Here is an 18,226-nt window from a genome sequence, read left to right as displayed (position 1 = left end):
GCTGCCGAGCGCGCCCTACGCCCGGAAGGCGCCCGTGGCCGTCAGCCGCAGAGCCGTGTCGATCAGCGGCACATGGCTGAACGCCTGCGGGAAGTTGCCGACCTGCCGCTTGCGGCGCGGGTCCCACTCCTCGGCGAGCAGCCCCAGGTCGTTGCGGAGCGCGAGCAGCTTCTCGAAGAGCTTGCGGGCCTCCTCGACCCGGCCGATCATCGCCAGGTCGTCGGCCAGCCAGAACGAGCAGGCCAGGAAGGCCCCCTCGTCGCCGGGCAGACCGTCGAGATTCTCCTCGCCGTCCGCGCCGCTGGAGACCGGATAGCGCAGCACGAAACCGTCCTCGGTGGACAGCTCCCGCTGGATCGCCTCGATGGTGCCGATGACCCGTTTGTCGTCCGGCGGCAGAAATCCCATCTGCGGAATGAGCAGCAGCGACGCGTCCAGCTCCTTGGAGCCGTAGGACTGCGTGAAGGTGTTGCGCTCCCGGTCGAAGCCCTTCTCGCACACGTCGTAGTGGATCTCCTCGCGCAGCTCCTTGAGCCTCTCCAGCGGGCCGTCCACCTCGCCGGACTCGATGAGCTTGACGGTGCGGTCGACCGCGACCCAGGCCATCACCTTGGAGTGCACGAAATGGCGGCGCGGGCCGCGCACTTCCCAGATGCCCTCGTCCGGCTCGTTCCAGTGCTTCTCCAGGTAGCGGATCAGCTTCAGCTGCAGCACGCTCGCGTAGTCGTTGCGGGCCAGGCCCGTCATGTGGCCCAGGTGCAGCGCCTCGGTGACCTCGCCGTACACGTCGAGCTGCAACTGGTGCGCGGCGCCGTTGCCGATCCGGACCGGCGTGGAGCCCTCGTAACCGGGCAGCCAGTGCAGCTCGTTCTCGCCCAGCTCGCGCTCGCCCGCGATGCCGTACATGATCTGCAGATTCTCCGGGTCGCCCGCCACCGCGCGCAGCAGCCACTCGCGCCAGGCGCGGGCCTCCTCGCGGTAGCCGGTGCGCAGCAGCGAGGACAGCGTGATCGCGGCGTCCCGCAGCCAGGTGAAGCGGTAGTCCCAGTTGCGCACCCCGCCGATGTCCTCGGGCAGCGAGGTGGTGGGCGCGGCGACGATGCCACCGGTCGGACCGTAGGTCAGCGCCTTCAGCGTGATCAGCGAGCGCACCACCGCGTCCCGGTAGGGCCCGGTGTACGTGCACTGCTCGACCCACTCGCGCCAGAAGTCCTCGGTGGCGGTCAGCGCCGCCTCCGGCTCCGGCAGCGAGGGCTGCGGCTTGTGCGACGGCTCCCAGCTGATGGTGAACGCCACCCGGTCGCCCTGCGCGACGGTGAACTCCGAATACGTCGTCAGGTTCTCGCCGTACGTGTCGACCTCGGTGTCCAGCCACACCGAATCGGGACCGGCCACCGCCACCGTACGGTCGCCGACCTTGTGCACCCACGGCGTGACCTGACCGTAGGCGAACCGCATCCGCAGAGTCGAACGCATCCGCACCCGGCCGTGCACGCCCTCCACGATCCGGATCAACTGCGGCGCGCCGTCGCGCGGCGGCATGAAGTCGATCACCCGGACCGTGCCCCGTTCGGTGGCCCACTCCGACTCCAGCACCAGCGAATCGCCCCGGTACTTCCGGCGCGTCGCGGTCGGCGGCTGCGTGCCCTCGGCGTGCGCGGGGCCGAGCCGCCAGAAGCCGTGCTGCTCGGTGCCGAGCAGTCCGGCGAAGACGGCGGGGGAGTCGAAACGGGGCAGGCACAGCCAGTCCACCGTGCTGTCCCGGCAGACCAGTGCGGCGGTCTGCATATCACCGATGAGTGCGTAGTCCTCGATGAGCCCGGCCACGTACCACTCCAGTCGAACGACGGCGCCGCCCCGGCGGGACGGTCTTGCGGTCTGGGATTTTCGACGAGCTCATGATCCGGGAGCGGGCGGGGATGGTGCCGTGCCGGCCGGCTCGCATGAAATGCGTCCGTGCAGGATACGTCGTCGGCGCAGGGCGTGCGCATGTCTCCGCGATCTTCGCTGCGCCGGTCGGGTGTACACCCGTCGCACCCTCCCCGCGGGCCGCCGCGGCACCGGAAAACACGCCGTGCGGCGCCTGGGGAGCAGGCCGGAAACCGTACCCCCGCACGTCCGGAACGCGTACCTCGTCATGTCCGGATCGCGTACCTCGTCATGTCCGGAATCCGTACCCCGTCACGTGCCGCGAAACGTCCCGGCCGCCCGGCGCCCGACGTGGCGGAGCGATCGGCGGGCGGCGGCGCTGATACCCTGGTAGCCCGTGGGCCGGTGGGATGAACCACTGAACCGCCGCGACGGCGCTCCCAAGCACGAACGCCGTCCCGACCCTCACCTCGCGACCACGGGAGCCCCGTCTTGGCACCATTTATGAAGAGTGCGCCCAAAACCACCACGACCAAGCACATCTTCGTCACCGGTGGTGTGGCCTCCTCGCTCGGCAAGGGCCTGACGGCCTCCAGCCTCGGGGCGCTGCTCAAGGCACGCGGCCTGCGGGTCACCATGCAGAAGCTCGACCCGTATCTGAACGTGGACCCGGGCACCATGAACCCCTTCCAGCACGGCGAGGTCTTCGTCACCGACGACGGCGCCGAGACCGACCTGGACATCGGTCACTACGAGCGGTTCCTCGACGTCAATCTCGCCGGCTCCGCCAATGTCACCACCGGCCAGATCTACTCCACCGTGATCGCCAAGGAGCGGCGCGGCGAGTACCTGGGCGACACCGTGCAGGTCATCCCGCACATCACCAACGAGATCAAGTCGCGGATCCGGCGGATGGCCACCGACGACGTGGACGTCGTCATCACCGAGGTCGGCGGCACCGTCGGCGACATCGAGTCGCTGCCGTTCCTGGAGTCGGTCCGCCAGGTCCGGCACGAGGTCGGCCGGGCGAACGTGTTCGTGGTGCACATCTCGCTGCTGCCGTACATCGGCCCGTCGGGCGAGCTGAAGACCAAGCCGACCCAGCACTCGGTCGCCGCCCTGCGCAACATCGGCATCCAGCCCGACGCGATCGTGCTGCGTGCCGACCGGCACGTGCCGGAGGCCATCAAGCGGAAGATCTCGCTGATGTGCGACGTCGACGAGGACGCGGTGGTCGCCGCGATCGACGCGCCGTCCATCTACGACATCCCCAAGGTGCTGCACACCGAGGGCCTGGACGCGTACGTCGTCCGCCGTCTGGACCTGCCTTTCCGGGATGTGGACTGGGCGCAGTGGGACGACCTGCTCAAGCGGGTGCACGAGCCCGAGCACGAGGTGAAGGTCGCGCTGGTCGGCAAGTACATCGATCTGCCCGACGCCTATCTGTCGGTGACCGAGGCGCTGCGCGCCGGCGGTTTCGCCAACAACGCCAAGGTGCACGTGAAGTGGGTGACCTCGGACGACTGCCGCACCCCGGCGGGCGCGGCGGCCCAGCTCGGTGACGTGGACGCGATCTGTGTGCCCGGCGGCTTCGGCGACCGCGGTGTGGAGGGCAAGGTCACCGCGATCACCTTCGCCCGCGAGAACGGCATCCCGCTGCTCGGCCTCTGCCTCGGGCTGCAGTGCGTCGTCATCGAGGCGGCGCGCAATCTGGCCGGGATCGCCGACGCGAACTCCACCGAATTCGACCCGGGCACCGGACACCCGGTGATCTCCACCATGGCCGAGCAGCTCGACATCGTGGACGGCAAGGGGGATCTCGGCGGCACGATGCGGCTGGGCACCTACCCGGCCAGGCTCGCCGAGGGCTCCATCGTCCGCGAGGTGTACGGCGACCAGCCGTACGTCGAGGAGCGGCACCGGCACCGCTACGAGGTCAACAACGCGTACCGCGCGGAGCTGGAGAAGGCGACCGGCATCGTCTTCTCGGGCACCTCGCCCGACAACAAGCTGGTGGAGTACGTCGAGTACCCGCGCGAGGTGCACCCGTACCTGGTCGCGACGCAGGCGCACCCCGAGCTGAAGTCCCGCCCGACCCGGCCGCACCCGCTGTTCGCCGGGCTGGTCAAGGCGGCGGTGGAGCGGCAGCAGCAGGGCTGAGTACGGCAATGGTCACGGATGCAACGGTCACGGATTCGGAAGGCGCGGCATGCTGAAGGACACCCAGGAGGAGTGGCGGGTCTCGGCGACCGCCACGCCGTTCACCGGCAAGAAGACGTCCGTCAGGTCGGACGAGGTGGTCATGCCGGACGGCACCACCGCGGTGCGCGACTATCAGGTCCACCCCGGTTCCGTGGCTGTCCTCGCGCTCGACGAGGCAGGCCGGGTGCTCGTCCTGCGGCAGTACCGGCACCCGGTGCGGCACAAGCTCTGGGAGATCCCGGCCGGGCTGCTCGACATCCCCGGCGAGAATCCGCTGCACGCGGCGCAGCGCGAGCTGTACGAGGAGGCGCACGTCAAGGCCGAGGAGTGGCGGGTCCTCACCGACGTCTACACCAGCCCCGGCGGCAGCGACGAGGCCGTACGGATCTTCCTCGCGCGCGGCGTGTCCGAGGCGGAGGGCGAGCGGTTCGCGGTCGCCGAGGAGGAGGCCGACATGGAGCTGGCGCGGGTGCCGCTCGCCGAGGTGGTCGCCGGCGTCCTCGCGGGCGACCTGCACAACAACTGCCTCGTCGTGGGCGTCCTCGCCCTCCAGGCCGCCCTCGCCGCGGACGGCGGCCTGGACGCGCTCCGTCCCGCCGAGGCGGCCTGGCCGGCCCGGCCGTTCACGCCCTGATCACCGGCTGATCCGATGGAGTGATCATTTACGTGGTCGGCCGCGTCGGACCCCCGGTCCGGCCGGACCACGTGAACTAGGCTCGGCGGCCTAGCCGCGCCCCAGCGCGGACGACCCACTGAGCCGGGAGCGTAGACCGTGACGGATCAGGCGCTGAACCCCAACGGATCGCCTTCCGCTACGGATCCCCCCACCACCGGCAGCTCCCGCCGCCCCCCGGGCCCACCCGGCCCGGGCCCGGTTGCCGAGGCTTCGCCCGGCGAGGGAGGCGGTGCCGCATCGGGCAGCGCGGGCCCCGGCGCTTCGCCCGGCGGGCGGGAAGACGAGGCGCCACCCGAGCCTGACCGAGCCGCCTCGCTTTCGCCTACCAAAGACGAGGGCGCCGCACCGGCGGCGGCCGTCGGGCCGTCCGGGCCGGGCCCGGAGGACGAGGACGCGCCTGGCGGGCGGGAGGAGTCGGCGTCACCCGAGCCCGGTCCGGTTGGTGAGGCTTCGCCCGGCGAGGGGGAAGGTGATGCGTCCGGCAGCGCGAGCTTGGAAGACGTGGCGCCGTCCGGGCGGGAATCGGACGCCGGGTCCTTGCCCGGGGAACTAGCGGGCGCCCCGGCGGGGGATGCGGGTGCCGAACCCGTGGCTGACGTTCCGTCCGGCGGTGGGGAGGAGCCGGTGTTCGGGCCACCCCTTGTGCGGGGCGGGCGGGTCGGGGGCGCCGGGGTGTTCGTGGGGCGGACAAGGGAGTTGGGGGAGCTGCGGGGGGAGATCGGGCGGGCGGGGCTCGGCGCCCGAGGCGAAAAGCGGGCCCGGGTGCTGCTCGTGGCCGGACGGCCGGGCGTGGGGCGGACCGCGCTGGCGGTGCGGCTCGCCGAGGACGTGGCGGGGGACTACCCGGACGGCCAGGTCTTCCTCCGGATGACCACGCCGGACGGCGACCCGGTGCGGGCCGGACACGCGGCGCGCGCGGTGGACCGGGCCCTGGGCCGTACCCGTGAGCCGGGCCACCGCAGAGCCCTCCTCGTACTCGACGACGTCCAGCACGCCGACCAGCTCGACGGGCTGATCCCGGACGCCCCCGGCAGCCTCGTCGTGGTCACGTCCGACGGCCCGCTGCCGGGCGTCCCGGACGTACGCCCCTGCACACTCGGCGGCCTCGACACACCCGCCGCCGTCGAACTGCTCGCACACACCATCGGCTCCACCCGCGTCACCTGCGACCCGCGCGCCGCCGAGACGCTGGTGCAGGAGATCGGCGGGCACCCCACCGCGCTGCGGCTGGTCGCCGCCTGGCTCGTCGCGCGCCCGACGCTCTCCGTCGCGGACGCCGCGGCCCGGCTGCGCGCGGTCCCGGCGGAACCGCCCGCCACGACCGGTGCGGAGCCGCCCCGCGCCACCGCGCAGGGCGAACTCCTGCGCTCCTTCCGCCTGGTCCACGACGACCTGCCGCCGACCGCCGCGCGGATACTGCGGCTGCTGGTCCTGGCCCCGGCCGGCACGGTCGACGCCCAGGTCGCCTCGGCCCTCGCCGGCTGCTCGGTCGCCGCGGCGCAGAGCACCCTGGACGACTTCGTGGCCGGCGCCCTGCTGACACCGGGACCGGAGACCGGCCCCGAACTCCCCCCGCAGTACCGCCTGCCCGGCTGCTTCGGCCCGCTGCTGCGCGGCCTGCTGGAGTCCCGGGACCGCCCGGAGGAGATCCGGCTGGCCCGCGCCCGGATGCTGGAGCGCACCGTACGGCTGCTGCTGACCTGCGGCGCGGCGCTCGCCGAGCGGCGGCTGCCCGACGACGGCCCGCGCAGCCTGAGCTTCGACTCGCGCGGCACGGCCGTGGCCTGGCTGCGGTCCCGGCAGCCCGCGCTGCTGGCCGCCGCCCGTACCGCCGTCGCCGACGGCGACCTGGACACCCTGGCCAGACGCCTGATCGCCGCCGAGGTCCAGGCGTTGCAGGCGGTCGGCGCGGGCACCGCCGCCGAGCAGTACGAACTCCACGGCCTGGTCCTGGACGTCGCGGAGCGCCGCGGCCTGGACCGCGAGAAGGCCGCCGCCCTGATCAATCTCGGCGACCTCGACGCGTTCGCGGGCCGCTCCGACCGCGCGCTGGAGCGCTACCGCGCGGCGCTGGACGCCGCCCGCGCGTGCGACGACCAGGAGGCGGAGGGCCGCGTCCTGGAAGCGCTCGGCGGCACGTACCAGGAGCGGCGCGACCCGCAGCGGGCCACCGACTGGTACGGCAGGGCACTCGCGCTGCGCCAGGAACGCGGCGAGACCGAGCACGAGGCCCGGCTGCACGGCCGGATCGGCGCCCTGCTCACCTACGACGGCCGGTACGGGCACGCGCTGCGCGAATGGCGCGCCGCGGCCGGGGCGTACCGGCGGCTCGGCGACCTCGCAGGACAGGCCCGCGCCCTGACCGAGGCGGCCCGGGTGCAGGAGTACGCCGGTTATCCGGAGGACGCGCTGCGCAGCTGCCGGGACGCGCTGTACTGGGCCCGCAAGGCGGGCGAACGCCGCCTGGAGGGCGCGATCCTGCTGCGACTCGCCGACACGCTGGACCGGCTGGGTGATCCCAGCGGCGCCGCGGCGCAGCGCGCCGCCGCGGACCGGCTGCTCACCGCTCCGGTCGCCGCTCCGGCCAACACGTCGGCCAACGCGCCGGTCACCCCGCCCGCCGCGGGCGCCTCACCTGCCGAGAACTGACCACCCCCGCGCTGTATACCTACGAAACTGCCAATGGTCTTGGCCAAAGTGGTCACTTTGTAAGGCTGGACAGAGAGTCTTCCTTCACTAGACTGGCCCTCGCCGCCCCAAAGCGGTCATTTTTCCCTGAGGGCAAGGACGCGTGATCGACGTGAAGGTGGGCATCCCCCGCGAGGTCAAGAACAACGAGTTCCGCGTGGCCATCACCCCGGCCGGCGTGCACGAACTCGTCAGGAACGGACACCAGGTCTTCGTCGAGCAGGGCGCCGGCGGCGGCTCCTCGATCCCCGACGAGGAGTACGTCTCGGCAGGTGCGGGCATCCTCGCCACCGCCGACGAGGTGTGGGCCACCGCCGATCTGCTGCTGAAGGTCAAGGAGCCGATCGCCGAGGAGTACCACCGGCTGCGCAAGGACCAGACCCTCTTCACCTATCTGCACCTGGCCGCCTCCCGCGAGTGCACCGACGCGCTGCTGGAGTCCGGCACCACCGCCATCGCGTACGAGACGGTCGAGCTGGCCAACCGCCAGCTCCCGCTGCTCGCCCCCATGTCCGAGGTGGCGGGCCGGCTCGCCCCGCAGGTCGGCGCCTACCACCTGATGCGCTCGGCCGGCGGCCGCGGCGTCCTGCCCGGCGGCGTCCCCGGCGTCCAGTCCGGCAAGGCCGTCGTCATCGGCGCCGGTGTCTCCGGCTGGCACGCCACCACCATCGCGCTCGGTCTCGGCTTCCACGTCACGCTGCTCGACAAGGACGTCAACAAGCTGCGCGAGGCCGACAAGGTCTTCGGCAACCGGGTGCAGACCATCGCCTCCAACGCCTACGCGCTGGAGAAGGCCGTGCTCGACGCCGACCTGGTGATCGGCGCCGTGCTGATCCCGGGCGCGAAAGCGCCGAAACTGGTCACCAACGAACTGGTCTCGCGCATGAAGCCGGGTTCCGTCCTTGTCGACATCGCGATCGACCAGGGCGGCTGCTTCGAGGACTCGCGCCCCACCACGCACGCCGAACCGACCTTCCCGGTGCACCAGTCGGTGTTCTACTGCGTCGCCAACATGCCCGGCGCGGTGCCCAACACCTCGACGTACGCGCTGACCAACGCGACGCTGCCGTACATCGTCGAGGTGGCCAACCGCGGCTGGCGCGAGGCGCTGCGACGTGACGCGGCTCTCGCCCTCGGTCTCAACACGCATGAGGGACAGGTCGTTTACGAACCCGTCGCCGAGGCGCACGGTCTTGACTCCACCGACCTGCACACCCTCCTGGGCTGACCCGCGCCCACTGTGACCAGCGGCGTCAACATTGCGCCAACACCGCACCACCGGCCGGGTCTTGTGCGTCGAGACCCGGCCGTTCATGTGCTTACGCCCTTGACAGCGGGGTGTTCGGTTGCCGACACATCGTGCCGTGTCCGGCGGATTGTGTTGCTGTGGACCACCGACACGCCATAGAGTCGCGAATCGTCGGCTGTAGTCACGCTGACCTGTCTAGAAGTTTCCTGGTCACCAAGGAGGTAAGACGACTTGTGAATGAGTCGACATTTGCTCCCGGGGGTGGTCAACCAGGAATGACCGTCGGTTCCGTCGCGGTCCGCACCTTCGAGTCCCGCCGGCCCGAGACGACCACAGAGACGCAACCTGCTTACGCCATGGCGCCTTTCAACGACAACGACCTGCAGGACGGGCAGTTCTACGACCCGGACGCCGAGTACGAACCGGATCCGGAGTACGCGGCCACCCTCGCCCCGGACGCGGCCCGGCAGCGCCGCGAACGTGTCGGCCCCACCGGCCGGCCCCTGCCGTACTTCCCGATCCCCAATCCGCTGAACAACCACGGCCCCGCGAAGATCATCGCGATGTGCAACCAGAAGGGCGGGGTCGGCAAGACCACCTCGACCATCAACCTGGGTGCCGCGCTGGCCGAATACGGCCGCCGGGTGCTGCTCGTCGACTTCGACCCGCAGGGCGCGCTCTCAGTCGGCCTCGGGGTCAACCCGATGGAACTCGACATCACCGTCTACAACCTGCTGATGGAGCGCGGCCTCGCGGCCGACGAGTGCCTGCTGAAGACCGCGGTGCCCGGCATGGACCTGCTCCCCAGCAACATCGACCTGTCGGCCGCCGAGGTCCAGCTGGTCAGCGAGGTGGCCCGCGAGTCCTCGCTGCAGCGCGCCCTCAAGCCGCTGATGGCCGACTACGACTACATCGTCATCGACTGCCAGCCCTCGCTCGGTCTGCTGACGGTCAACGCGCTCACCGCCGCGCACTCGGTGATCGTGCCGCTGGAGTGCGAGTTCTTCGCGCTGCGCGGTGTCGCGCTGCTCACCGAGACCATCGAGAAGGTCCGCGAGCGGCTCAACCCCGAGCTGGAGCTGGACGGCATCCTCGCCACGATGTACGACTCGCGCACCGTGCACAGCCGCGAGGTGCTGGCGCGCGTCGTCGAGGCGTTCGACGAGCACGTCTTCCACACCGTCATCGGACGCACGGTGCGCTTCCCCGAGACCACGGTCGCGGGCGAGCCCATCACCACCTACGCGTCCAACTCCGTGGGCGCCGCCGCGTATCGCCAGCTCGCCAGGGAGGTGCTCGCCCGGTGCCACGCCGAGTGAGTCTGCCGGGCGCCGACGAACTGTTCCGGACCACCGGGGGAGCGGCGCTCCAGGCCCCGCAGCCCCGGCAGCACCCCGGCGGCCCCGGCGGTCCGGCCGGCGACGCTCGTGAGGGCCGTGACGGCCGTGACGGCCAGAACGGGACTCCGGCGGACGGCCGGCTGCGGCCGGTACCGGCGGAGCGCGACGGCAGGCACGAGCCGGCCGAGCGGCCGGAGGACGCCGACGCCGGCCAGGACGCGGCGGACCGTACGGACGGCGAGGGCGGGTCCGAGGCGCGCACCGGCACCGTTTCCGGTACGGGTCAGGGCGCCGGTTCCGGTACCGGTCCGAGCGGCGGTCCGGGTGACGAGAGCGCCGAGCACGGCGGCCGGGACATTCCGACGTCCCGCCGCCCGCTGAACTCCGCCGAGCGCGGCGGTACGCCGTCGGTCACCATGACCGTGCCCGCGCCGCAGTCGCAGGGCGACCGCGTACAGCCGCCGATCACGGCGCAGCCGCAGTCCCAGCAGCCGCGCCGCAAGGCGCCCCGGCAGAACCGCCGCCCCAGCGGGCGCGAGCGGCACGACGAGAAGATCACGGTCTACGTCTCCGCCGAGGAGCTGATGGACCTGGAGCACGCCCGGCTGGTGCTGCGCGGCGAGCACGGGCTCGCCATCGACCGCGGCCGGATCGTCCGCGAAGCCGTCGCCGTCGTCCTCGCCGACCTGGAGTCGCGCGGCGACGCGAGCATCCTCGTCCGCCGGCTGCGGGGACGCTGACCGGCACTGCGACGGCTCGTGGCCCGGGAACGAGGCGCGGACTGCTGCGGCGAGTAGCCTGCTCAGACCACTTCGTACCCCTGGACCCCGATGCCGACCTCACCCGCCACACCCCGCCGCAGCCTCGGGCTCGGCGCCGCCGCCGATCCGGAACCCGAGCAGGAGCCCGAGCAGGAGCAGGAAACCAAGCCCGAGCCCGAGACCGAAGAGCCCGGGGCCGCGGCGGCGGGCGACCGCTTCACCGTGCGGCTGTCGAATTTCGAGGGGCCGTTCGACCTGCTGCTCGGGCTGATCTCCAAGCACAAGCTGGACGTCACGGAGGTGGCGCTGTCGAGGGTCACCAACGAGTTCATGGCGTACATCAACGCCATGGGCCCGGACTGGGATCTGGACCAGACCACCGAATTCCTGGTCGTCGCGGCCACCCTGCTGGACCTGAAGGCGGCCAGGCTGCTGCCGTCCGCCGAGGTCGAGGACGAGGCGGACCTCGCGCTGCTGGAGGCCAGGGACCTGCTCTTCGCGCGGCTGCTGCAGTACCGGGCGTACAAACAGATCGCGGCGATCTTCGCCGAGCGGCTGGAGAGCGAGGCGCTGCGCTACCCCCGTACGGTGGGTCTGGAACCGCAGCACGCGGAACTGCTGCCCGAGGTCGTGCTCAGCATCGGCCCCGAGCGCTTCGCGCAGCTCGCGGTGAAGGCGATGCTGCCCAAGCCCAAGCCGCAGGTGTACGTCGACCACATCCACGCCCCGCTGGTCAGCGTCCGCGAACAGGGCGAGCGGGTGATCGCGCTGCTGCGCGAGCTGGGCGTGGCCAGCTTCGGGCGGCTGACCGAGGACGCGCCGGACACGCTGACCGTGGTCGCCCGCTTCCTGGCGCTGCTGGAGCTGTACCGCGAGAAGGCGGTCGCGCTCGACCAGGAGGAGGCGCTCGGCCTGCTCCAGGTCCGCTGGACCGGCGGCGGGCAGGAAGCGGCGGCCCCGCTGCTGACCGACGAGTTCGACCAGGTGCCGGGCAAGCGGGACGAGCAGGACAAGCAAGGCAAGCGGAGCGAGTGGGATCAGCAGGATCAGCAGGACGAGCAGGCGCGTGACGAGCAGGGGAAGGACCCGGAATGACGGACGTGGCGGATATCACCGAGGCCCTCGCGGCGGTCGGCGCGGCGGACGGTACGGCCGCCCCGGTGGGCCTGCTCGCCGCCGCGACGGCCGAGCTGGAGCTGAAGCCCGCCCTGGAAGCGGTGCTCATGGTCGTCGACGAACCGGCCACCGAGGAGCACCTGGCCAAGGTCCTGGAACGGCCGCGCCGGGCCGTCGGCAAGGCGCTGCGCGAGCTGTCCGACGACTACACCCGCGAGGGCCGCGGCTTCGACCTGCGGCTCGTCGCCGGCGGCTGGCGCTTCTACACCCGGCCGGCCTTCGCGCCCGCCGTGGAGAAATTCGTGCTGGACGGCCAGCACGCCCGGCTCACCCAGGCCGCGCTGGAGACGCTGGCGGTCGTCGCGTACCGGCAGCCGGTCAGCCGTTCCCGGGTCTCGGCGGTGCGCGGCGTCAACTGCGACGGCGTCATGCGCACCCTCCTCCAGCGCGGGCTGGTCGAGGAAGGTGGGACGGAACCCGAGACAGGTGCGATCCTGTACAGGACGACGAACTACTTCCTGGAACGTATGGGCCTGCGCAGCATCGACGAGCTGCCCGAGCTAGCACCGTTCCTGCCGGAGGCGGACGCGGTCGAGGCGGAGTCCCAGGAGGGCCTTCCGTCGTTCGACCCGGACGCGCCGGACGACACCTCGACGACGGACATTTGATGCGAAGCAGTGACAGGAACAGCGGCGGCAACCGGAATCCGCGGGGCGGCGGCGGGGGCGACAGGTCCCGGGACGCCGACCGGCACGGTGGCACCGGTGGGCGCGGGGGTGCCGCAGGGCGCGGCGACGGCCGCTCCGGCGACGGCCGCTCGGGCTCCGGTGACGCGCGCCGCGGTGAGGCCCCCCGCAGGGGCGACGGCCCGGCCCCGCGTCCCAAGGGCAAGCCGCGTCCCGAGGAGCGCCGCTACGACGTGGGCAGCACCGGCCAGTCCGGTGCGAACAAGCCCGGCGGTATGCCCCGCACCAAGCCCGGCAGCACCAAGCCGACCGGCAACCGGGGCCGTGGACCGGCCCCCGCGCGGCCGCGCGAGCTGGAGGCGCAGATCGAGGAGCGCAACCGGGAGCGGCACAGCAAGCCGAAGATCCGTACGCCCAAGACCTTCCCCGGCGCCGAGCAGGAGGGCGAGCGGCTGCAGAAGGTGCTGGCCAGGGCCGGAATGGGCTCGCGCCGGGCGTGCGAGGAACTGATCGAGCAGCACCGCGTCGAGGTCAACGGCCGGATCGTCACCGAGCAGGGCCTGCGGGTCGACGTCGACCACGACGAGGTGAAGGTCGACGGGCTGACCGTGGCCACCCAGTCGTATCTGTTCTTCGCGCTGAACAAGCCGGCCGGTGTGGTCTCCACGATGGAGGACCCGGACGGCCGCCAGTGCCTGGGCGACTACGTCACCAACCGCGAGACCCGGCTCTTCCACGTCGGACGGCTCGACACCGAGACCGAGGGCCTGATCCTGCTCACCAACCACGGCGAGCTGGCGCACCGCCTCACGCACCCGCGGTACGGCGTGCAGAAGACGTATCTGGCCGCGATCCAGGGGCCGCTGCCGCGGGACCTGGGCAAGCAGCTCAAGAGCGGTATCGAGCTGGAGGACGGCTGGGCGCGCGCCGACCACTTCCGGGTCGTGCAGAACACCGGCAAGAACTACCTGGTCGAGGTGACCCTGCACGAGGGGCGCAAGCACATCGTGCGGCGGATGCTGGCCGAGGCGGGCTTCCCGGTCGACAAGCTGGTCCGCACCAGTTTCGGGCCGATCCCGCTGGGCGACCAGAAGTCGGGATGGCTGCGGCGGCTGACCAACACCGAGGTCGGGATGCTGATGCACGAGGTCGAGCTGTAGGGCCGTTCGCGGGTCCTGCCGCGGGCCGGGCCGTAGGGGCGGCCAAAAGATCTGGTCAACAGGGCGGTGCGGCGGCTTGGATGGCGTCATGACCATCCACGCCGACCCCCTGCGCGCCGCCGGGGTACCCGACCTCAGCCCCGTCGTCGCCGAACTGCTCGGCCGCGGGCACCCGCTGCTCTTCGCGACCGTCTCCGGCGCGCATCTGTACGGGTTCCCGTCCCGCGACTCCGACGTCGACCTGCGCGGGGTGCACCTGCTGCCGCTGCGCGAGGTGATCGGGCTGCGGGAGGGCGAGCAGACGCAGACCCGGATGTGGGACCGGGACGGTCTCGAACTGGACCTGGTCACCCACGACCTGCTGAAGTTCATCCGCCTCATGCTGCGGCGCAACGGCTACGTGCTGGAGCAGCTGCTGTCGCCGCTGGTGGTGCACACCACCGATGTGCACGCGGAGCTGGCCGCGCTGGCCCCCGGCGTCCTCACCCGCGACCATGCCCACCACTACCGCGGCTTCGCCCGCACCCAGTGGCGGCTGTACGAGAAGAACGGCGAGCTGAAGCCGCTGCTCTACACCTTCCGGGTGCTGCTCACCGGCATCCACCTGATGCGCACCGGCGAGGTCCAGGCCCACCTGCCGACCCTCCTCGACCTGACGGACGACGCGCCCGCCTACGTCCCCGACCTGATCGCGCAGAAGACCCACGCCGAGCACGGCCTCGCCGAGGACCTCGACCCCGACCGCCTCCGCGTGGACGTCGACACCCTCCACGCCACCCTCGACGCGGCCCAGTCCGCCTCCCCCCTTCCGCTGCGCCCCACTTCCTACGACGCCCTCCACGCCCTGCTCATCCGCACCCGCGAGGCCGCCGTATGACCGCCGGCCCGCCCGGCACCCCCGGCAGACGTCCGGCGACCGGCGCCCTGCTCGGTCTGGCACTCGGTGACGCGCTCGGCTTCCCGACCGAGTTCTGCACGGTGGCGATGATCGCCGACAAGTTCGGCCCCTGGCGGGGGATGGAACTGCCGGAGCCCGCCTTCGTCACCGACGACACACAGATGACGCTGGCCTTCGCCCGCGGCCTGCGCACGGCCATGGACCGCGGCCCGCTGACCCCGCTGCGGTTGGTCCGGCCGCTGCGCGACGAATACGTCGAATGGTGGCGGTCGCCGGAGAACAACCGGGCGCCGGGGCGTACGTGCATGACCGCCTGCCGGCTGCTGAGCAGGCCGGAGCGGACATGGCAGGAGGCCAGCCAGACCGGGTCCAAGGGGTGCGGAGCCAATATGCGGGTGGCGCCGGCGGCGCTGGCGCCGGGGCTGACCGAGCGGATGCGGGGCGGGGTCGCGCAGCTCCAGGCGGCGCTCACGCACGGGCATCCGACCGGCCTGGCCGCGTCGGACCTGACGGCGTACGCGATACGGCTGCTCGCCGAGGGGACGCGGCCCGGCGAACTGCTCGGCCTGCTGCGGCAGTACGTGGCGGCGAACCGGTCGTACTACCACGAGTACTGGCTGGGCGACCTGTGGACGTACGCGCAGGACCCCACGCCCCGGCACTTCACCGAGCGCGGCTGGGACGAGTGCGCGGAGGTGCTCGACCGGATCGAGGAGGCCCTGCGGGCGCCGGACCGGGAGGCCGATCCGTGCCTGGCGACCGGAGCGGGGTGGATCGCCGAGGAGGCGTTCGCGACCGGACTGCTGTGCTTCCTGCTCTTCCCCGACGAGCCCGTGACCGCGCTGCGCCGGGCCGCGTACAGCTCGGGGGACTCGGACTCGATCGCCTGCCTGACCGGCGCCTTCGCCGGGGCGTATCTCGGGGCGGGGGCCTGGCCGCGGGAGTGGGCGGAGCGGATCGAGTACGGGGACGAGCTACGGGAGATCGGCGGCGTGTGGGACGGCGCGGGGGGTGGAAGCGGCGGCTGAGGCGCGGCGGACGCGGATGAGGAAGTCCTCGACGCGGGGCTCGTCCGGGTCAGCGGGCAGCGGGGTGCGGGTGGCGGCGGTTTCGGCCTCTTCGTGCAGGGTGCGCATCCAGGCGCGGACCTCGTCCCAGGTCAGCTCGCCCCGTTTGACCGCGAGCAGCCGCTCGCGGTGGTCGCCGACGCCGATGGTGAGCCGGCCGGTGCGCAGCAGGTCGCGGCAGGACAGCAGCAGCCGCAGCAGGTGCATGGCGTGCTTCCAGCGCGGAGCGCCGTGATGGCGGATGTCGGCCTCGATCCGGCCGAGCTGCTGATCGGCGTAGCCGCGGAAGGTGGCCTCGGCGCGGCGGGAGAGGAAGGCGCCGCGCAGGTCGAGCAGTTCGCGGCCGGTGGCGTCGGCGTACTCCACCAGCGGGGAGTGCAGGCACTCCAGGAGATTGGGGTTGGCGCGCAGCGCGAGGGAGCAGAATCGCTCCAGCTCCCAGGAGAACTGCTCGTCGCGCGGCCCGGTGACGTGCGTCGGCGGCTTCTCGAACCGCCAGAAAAGTTCGGTGGGGGCCACGAACACCCCACGCCGGTCGGTGTCACTGCCCTCGGTGGCCAGACCGAAGGCGCGCGAGCCCATGACGCAGGCATAGACCGTGTGGTCCCGGACGAGGTCGTGCCCCAGCGAATCGCGCATGAGGGCGATTATCGCCATGAAGTCCGACCAAGCGCCGGAGTTTCCACTGCTTCGTGCGGTGATCGCGTTGCGCACGGTGACGGCGTGGCCCCTGGTACCGCCGGGCCGGGTGCGGCCCGCAGGGGCGTAGCGGCGCTACGACCAGGCCGTCAGCCCGAGCGGACGGCCGTTCGGATCCCGTACGACTTCCAGCATGCCGGTCACCGCGGACCGCTCGACCGGACCGTAGACGTGCGGGAAGGACGTCCCTTCGGCTACCCCCGGCGGCGGGGCCGGTTCGGCCGCCTCCCAGCGGACCTCGGCCCGCAGCAGCGCCTCGTCGATCAGCAGCACCATCAGCGGCCCCGCCACCTCGCGGTAGAAGGCGTCCGCCACGGCCAGCACGACCGTCTCGTCGGCCGAACAGTGCACAAAGCCCTCCTCGTCGAGCGAAGCGGGGGCGTACGGGCGCTCGGGCGTGCGCAGCCAGTCGTCCAGCGGCACCAGGTGGAAGAGCATGGGGCAGTTCTACCCGGTCCGGGTGGGGCCGCGGCAAGCGGTGTCCGCCTCGGCGCCGTCTCGCAGTACGGGCGGCGGCCTCGCCGCCCGCCGCCGGTGACTACCCTGGTCGGCAGGTACGTGATCAGCCGAGGGAGCAGCGACGTGGCGGTACGAACGGTCCGGGCGGCCGGCCGGCCCCGGTGGCAGGGCGCCGCCGTGCCCGCGGGAGCCGCCGCGTGAGGACCGCACTGGTCATCGGCACCGGCCTGATGGGCACCTCCGCCGCCCTCGCGCTCACCGCGCGCGGCGTGGACGTCCGCCTCACCGACCACGACCCGGACGCCGCCCGTACCGCCGCCTCGCTCGGCGCGGGCACCGCGGGCGAGCCCGACGGCCCGGTCGACCTGGTGATCGTCGCCGTACCGCCCGCCCATGTGGCGGCCGGCCTCGCCGACGCCATGGACCGCGGCCTCGGCCGCGGCTACCTGGACGTGGCCAGCGTCAAGGGCGGCCCGCGCCGCGAACTGGAGGCGCTCGGCCGCGACCTCACCGCGTACATCGGCACCCACCCCATGGCGGGCCGCGAGCGCTCCGGACCGCTGGCCGGCTCCGCCGACCTCTTCGAGGGCCGCCCCTGGGTGCTCACCCCGACCCCAGGCACCGACACCGAGGTGCTCAACCTCGCCCTGGAACTGGTCGCCCTGTGCCGGGCCGTCCCCGTCGTGATGGACGCCGACGCCCACGACCGGGCCGTCGCCCTCGTCTCGCACACCCCGCAGCTCGTCTCCAGCATGGTCGCGGCCCGGCTGGAGCACGCCGAGGACGCCGCCGTACGGCTGTGCGGCCAGGGCATCCTCGACGTCACGCGGATCGCCGGCTCCGAGCCCGGCATGTGGATGGACATCCTGGCCGCCAACCCGGGACCGGTCGCCGACGTGCTCGCCGACGTCGCCGTCGACCTGGCCGAGACGGTCCAGGCGCTGCGCGCGCTGCAGTCCGCCGACGAGGACAAGCGGCGCGGCGGCGCGGCCGGCATCGAGGACATCCTGCGCCGCGGCAACGCGGGCCGCGCCAAGGTCCCGGGCAAGCACGGCACCGCGCCCAAGGCGTACGAGACCGTCGCCGTCCTGATCGGTGACCAGCCGGGCGAGCTGGCCAGGCTCTTCGCCGACGCGGGCGCGGCCGGCGTCAACATCGAGGACGTCAGGATCGAACACTCCACCGCCCAGCAGGCCGGCCTGGTGCACCTCACGATCGAGCCGCGCGCCGTCGCCGCCCTGACCGTGGCGCTGCGCGAGCGCGGCTGGTCGCTGCGGCAGTAGCGGCACGGGAGGCCGAGCGTCCCCCGGAGCGCGGGCAAGCCCGGGGAGCCCGGGCAATCCCGTGGCGCTCCAC

15 protein-coding genes are annotated in these 18,226 nt (G+C 72.4%); 12 read left to right on the top strand and 3 right to left on the bottom strand.

Annotation, left to right across the window (positions count from 1 at the left end):
* Positions 1–15: 15 nt before the first annotated feature.
* Positions 16–1,827, bottom strand: coding sequence for a glycoside hydrolase family 15 protein (locus BM076_RS34220; RefSeq protein ID WP_093717675.1), 1,812 nt, complete (start codon positions 1,825–1,827; stop codon positions 16–18).
* Between the two features lie 546 nt (positions 1,828–2,373).
* Here BM076_RS34220 and BM076_RS34215 point away from each other — a divergent pair.
* The 11 genes from BM076_RS34215 to BM076_RS34165 all read left to right on the top strand — a co-directional run bounded on the left by BM076_RS34215 (position 2,374) and on the right by BM076_RS34165 (position 15,673).
* The gene (locus BM076_RS34215) at positions 2,374–4,029 is read left to right on the top strand and encodes a CTP synthase (RefSeq protein WP_093717674.1); all 1,656 of its coding nucleotides are present in this window, start codon (positions 2,374–2,376) and stop codon (positions 4,027–4,029) included.
* 49 nt (positions 4,030–4,078) lie between these two features.
* Positions 4,079–4,705, top strand: coding sequence for an NUDIX domain-containing protein (locus tag BM076_RS34210; protein WP_093717673.1), 627 nt, complete (start codon positions 4,079–4,081; stop codon positions 4,703–4,705).
* A 738-nt stretch (positions 4,706–5,443) separates the two neighbouring features.
* Positions 5,444–7,396 carry a tetratricopeptide repeat protein gene (locus BM076_RS34205; protein WP_407640750.1) on the top strand — a complete coding sequence of 651 codons (1,953 nt, stop codon included), beginning with the start codon at positions 5,444–5,446 and terminating at the stop codon, positions 7,394–7,396.
* A gap of 151 nt (positions 7,397–7,547) precedes the next feature.
* Positions 7,548–8,663: an alanine dehydrogenase gene (ald, locus tag BM076_RS34200; RefSeq protein ID WP_093717695.1), complete on the top strand. Its 1,116-nt coding sequence runs from the start codon at positions 7,548–7,550 to the stop codon at positions 8,661–8,663.
* 296 nt (positions 8,664–8,959) lie between these two features.
* A complete protein-coding gene (locus BM076_RS34195; protein WP_093717672.1) occupies positions 8,960–10,003 on the top strand; it encodes a ParA family protein in 1,044 nt (347 codons plus the stop codon).
* The gene (locus BM076_RS34190) at positions 9,988–10,764 is read left to right on the top strand and encodes a hypothetical protein (RefSeq protein WP_407640749.1); all 777 of its coding nucleotides are present in this window, start codon (positions 9,988–9,990) and stop codon (positions 10,762–10,764) included. The genes BM076_RS34195 and BM076_RS34190 overlap by 16 nt, the downstream gene beginning before the upstream one ends.
* A gap of 90 nt (positions 10,765–10,854) precedes the next feature.
* Entirely contained in the window at positions 10,855–11,880 is a 1,026-nt protein-coding gene (locus BM076_RS34185) for a segregation and condensation protein A (RefSeq protein ID WP_093717670.1), read from the top strand.
* Positions 11,877–12,569 (top strand): SMC-Scp complex subunit ScpB, encoded by a 693-nt coding sequence (scpB, locus tag BM076_RS34180; RefSeq protein ID WP_245796650.1) that lies wholly within the window; start codon positions 11,877–11,879, stop codon positions 12,567–12,569. Before BM076_RS34185 ends, scpB begins: the two co-directional genes overlap by 4 nt.
* A complete protein-coding gene (locus BM076_RS34175; RefSeq protein WP_093717669.1) occupies positions 12,569–13,747 on the top strand; it encodes a pseudouridine synthase in 1,179 nt (392 codons plus the stop codon). The genes scpB and BM076_RS34175 overlap by 1 nt, the downstream gene beginning before the upstream one ends.
* 88 nt (positions 13,748–13,835) lie before the next feature.
* Positions 13,836–14,624, top strand: coding sequence for a nucleotidyltransferase domain-containing protein (locus tag BM076_RS34170; RefSeq protein WP_093717668.1), 789 nt, complete (start codon positions 13,836–13,838; stop codon positions 14,622–14,624).
* Positions 14,621–15,673, top strand: coding sequence for an ADP-ribosylglycohydrolase family protein (locus BM076_RS34165; RefSeq protein WP_093717667.1), 1,053 nt, complete (start codon positions 14,621–14,623; stop codon positions 15,671–15,673). Before BM076_RS34170 ends, BM076_RS34165 begins: the two co-directional genes overlap by 4 nt.
* Here the strand turns inward: BM076_RS34165 and BM076_RS34160 are convergent.
* Both BM076_RS34160 and BM076_RS34155 read right to left on the bottom strand, forming a co-directional pair.
* Positions 15,620–16,351 carry a nucleotidyltransferase domain-containing protein gene (locus tag BM076_RS34160; protein WP_093717693.1) on the bottom strand — a complete coding sequence of 244 codons (732 nt, stop codon included), beginning with the start codon at positions 16,349–16,351 and terminating at the stop codon, positions 15,620–15,622. The two genes, BM076_RS34165 and BM076_RS34160, sit on opposite strands and share 54 nt — an antisense overlap.
* Positions 16,352–16,486: 135 nt before the next feature.
* Complete coding sequence (locus BM076_RS34155; protein WP_093717666.1) at positions 16,487–16,849, bottom strand: DUF952 domain-containing protein; 363 nt, start codon at positions 16,847–16,849, stop codon at positions 16,487–16,489.
* Positions 16,850–17,067: 218 nt separating this feature from the next.
* Here BM076_RS34155 and BM076_RS34150 point away from each other — a divergent pair, with 218 nt between their 5' ends.
* Positions 17,068–18,153, top strand: coding sequence for a prephenate dehydrogenase (locus BM076_RS34150; protein ID WP_093717665.1), 1,086 nt, complete (start codon positions 17,068–17,070; stop codon positions 18,151–18,153).
* Positions 18,154–18,226: the final 73 nt, after the last annotated feature.

It is taken from the genome of Actinacidiphila alni, from assembly GCF_900112845.1.
Taxonomy (GTDB): Bacteria; Actinomycetota; Actinomycetes; order Streptomycetales; family Streptomycetaceae; genus Actinacidiphila; species Actinacidiphila alni.
Note: the sequence above shows the minus strand (reverse complement) of the source record. Positions and strands in the feature narration are given on the sequence as shown.

Excerpts from the sequence above, each read along its gene's own strand:
- BM076_RS34215 (WP_093717674.1), top strand. The coding sequence starts at position 2,374 with ATGAAGAGTGCGCCCAAAACCACCACGACCAAGCACATCTTCGTCACC.
- BM076_RS34210 (WP_093717673.1), top strand. The coding sequence starts at position 4,079 with ATGCTGAAGGACACCCAGGAGGAGTGGCGGGTCTCGGCGACCGCCACG.
- BM076_RS34195 (WP_093717672.1), top strand. The coding sequence starts at position 8,960 with ATGACCGTCGGTTCCGTCGCGGTCCGCACCTTCGAGTCCCGCCGGCCC.
- BM076_RS34185 (WP_093717670.1), top strand. The coding sequence starts at position 10,855 with ATGCCGACCTCACCCGCCACACCCCGCCGCAGCCTCGGGCTCGGCGCC.
- scpB (WP_245796650.1), top strand. The coding sequence starts at position 11,877 with ATGACGGACGTGGCGGATATCACCGAGGCCCTCGCGGCGGTCGGCGCG.
- BM076_RS34175 (WP_093717669.1), top strand. The coding sequence starts at position 12,569 with ATGCGAAGCAGTGACAGGAACAGCGGCGGCAACCGGAATCCGCGGGGC.
- BM076_RS34170 (WP_093717668.1), top strand. The coding sequence starts at position 13,836 with ATGACCATCCACGCCGACCCCCTGCGCGCCGCCGGGGTACCCGACCTC.
- BM076_RS34165 (WP_093717667.1), top strand. The coding sequence starts at position 14,621 with ATGACCGCCGGCCCGCCCGGCACCCCCGGCAGACGTCCGGCGACCGGC.
- BM076_RS34160 (WP_093717693.1), bottom strand. The coding sequence starts at position 16,351 with ATGCGCGATTCGCTGGGGCACGACCTCGTCCGGGACCACACGGTCTAT.
- BM076_RS34155 (WP_093717666.1), bottom strand. The coding sequence starts at position 16,849 with ATGCTCTTCCACCTGGTGCCGCTGGACGACTGGCTGCGCACGCCCGAG.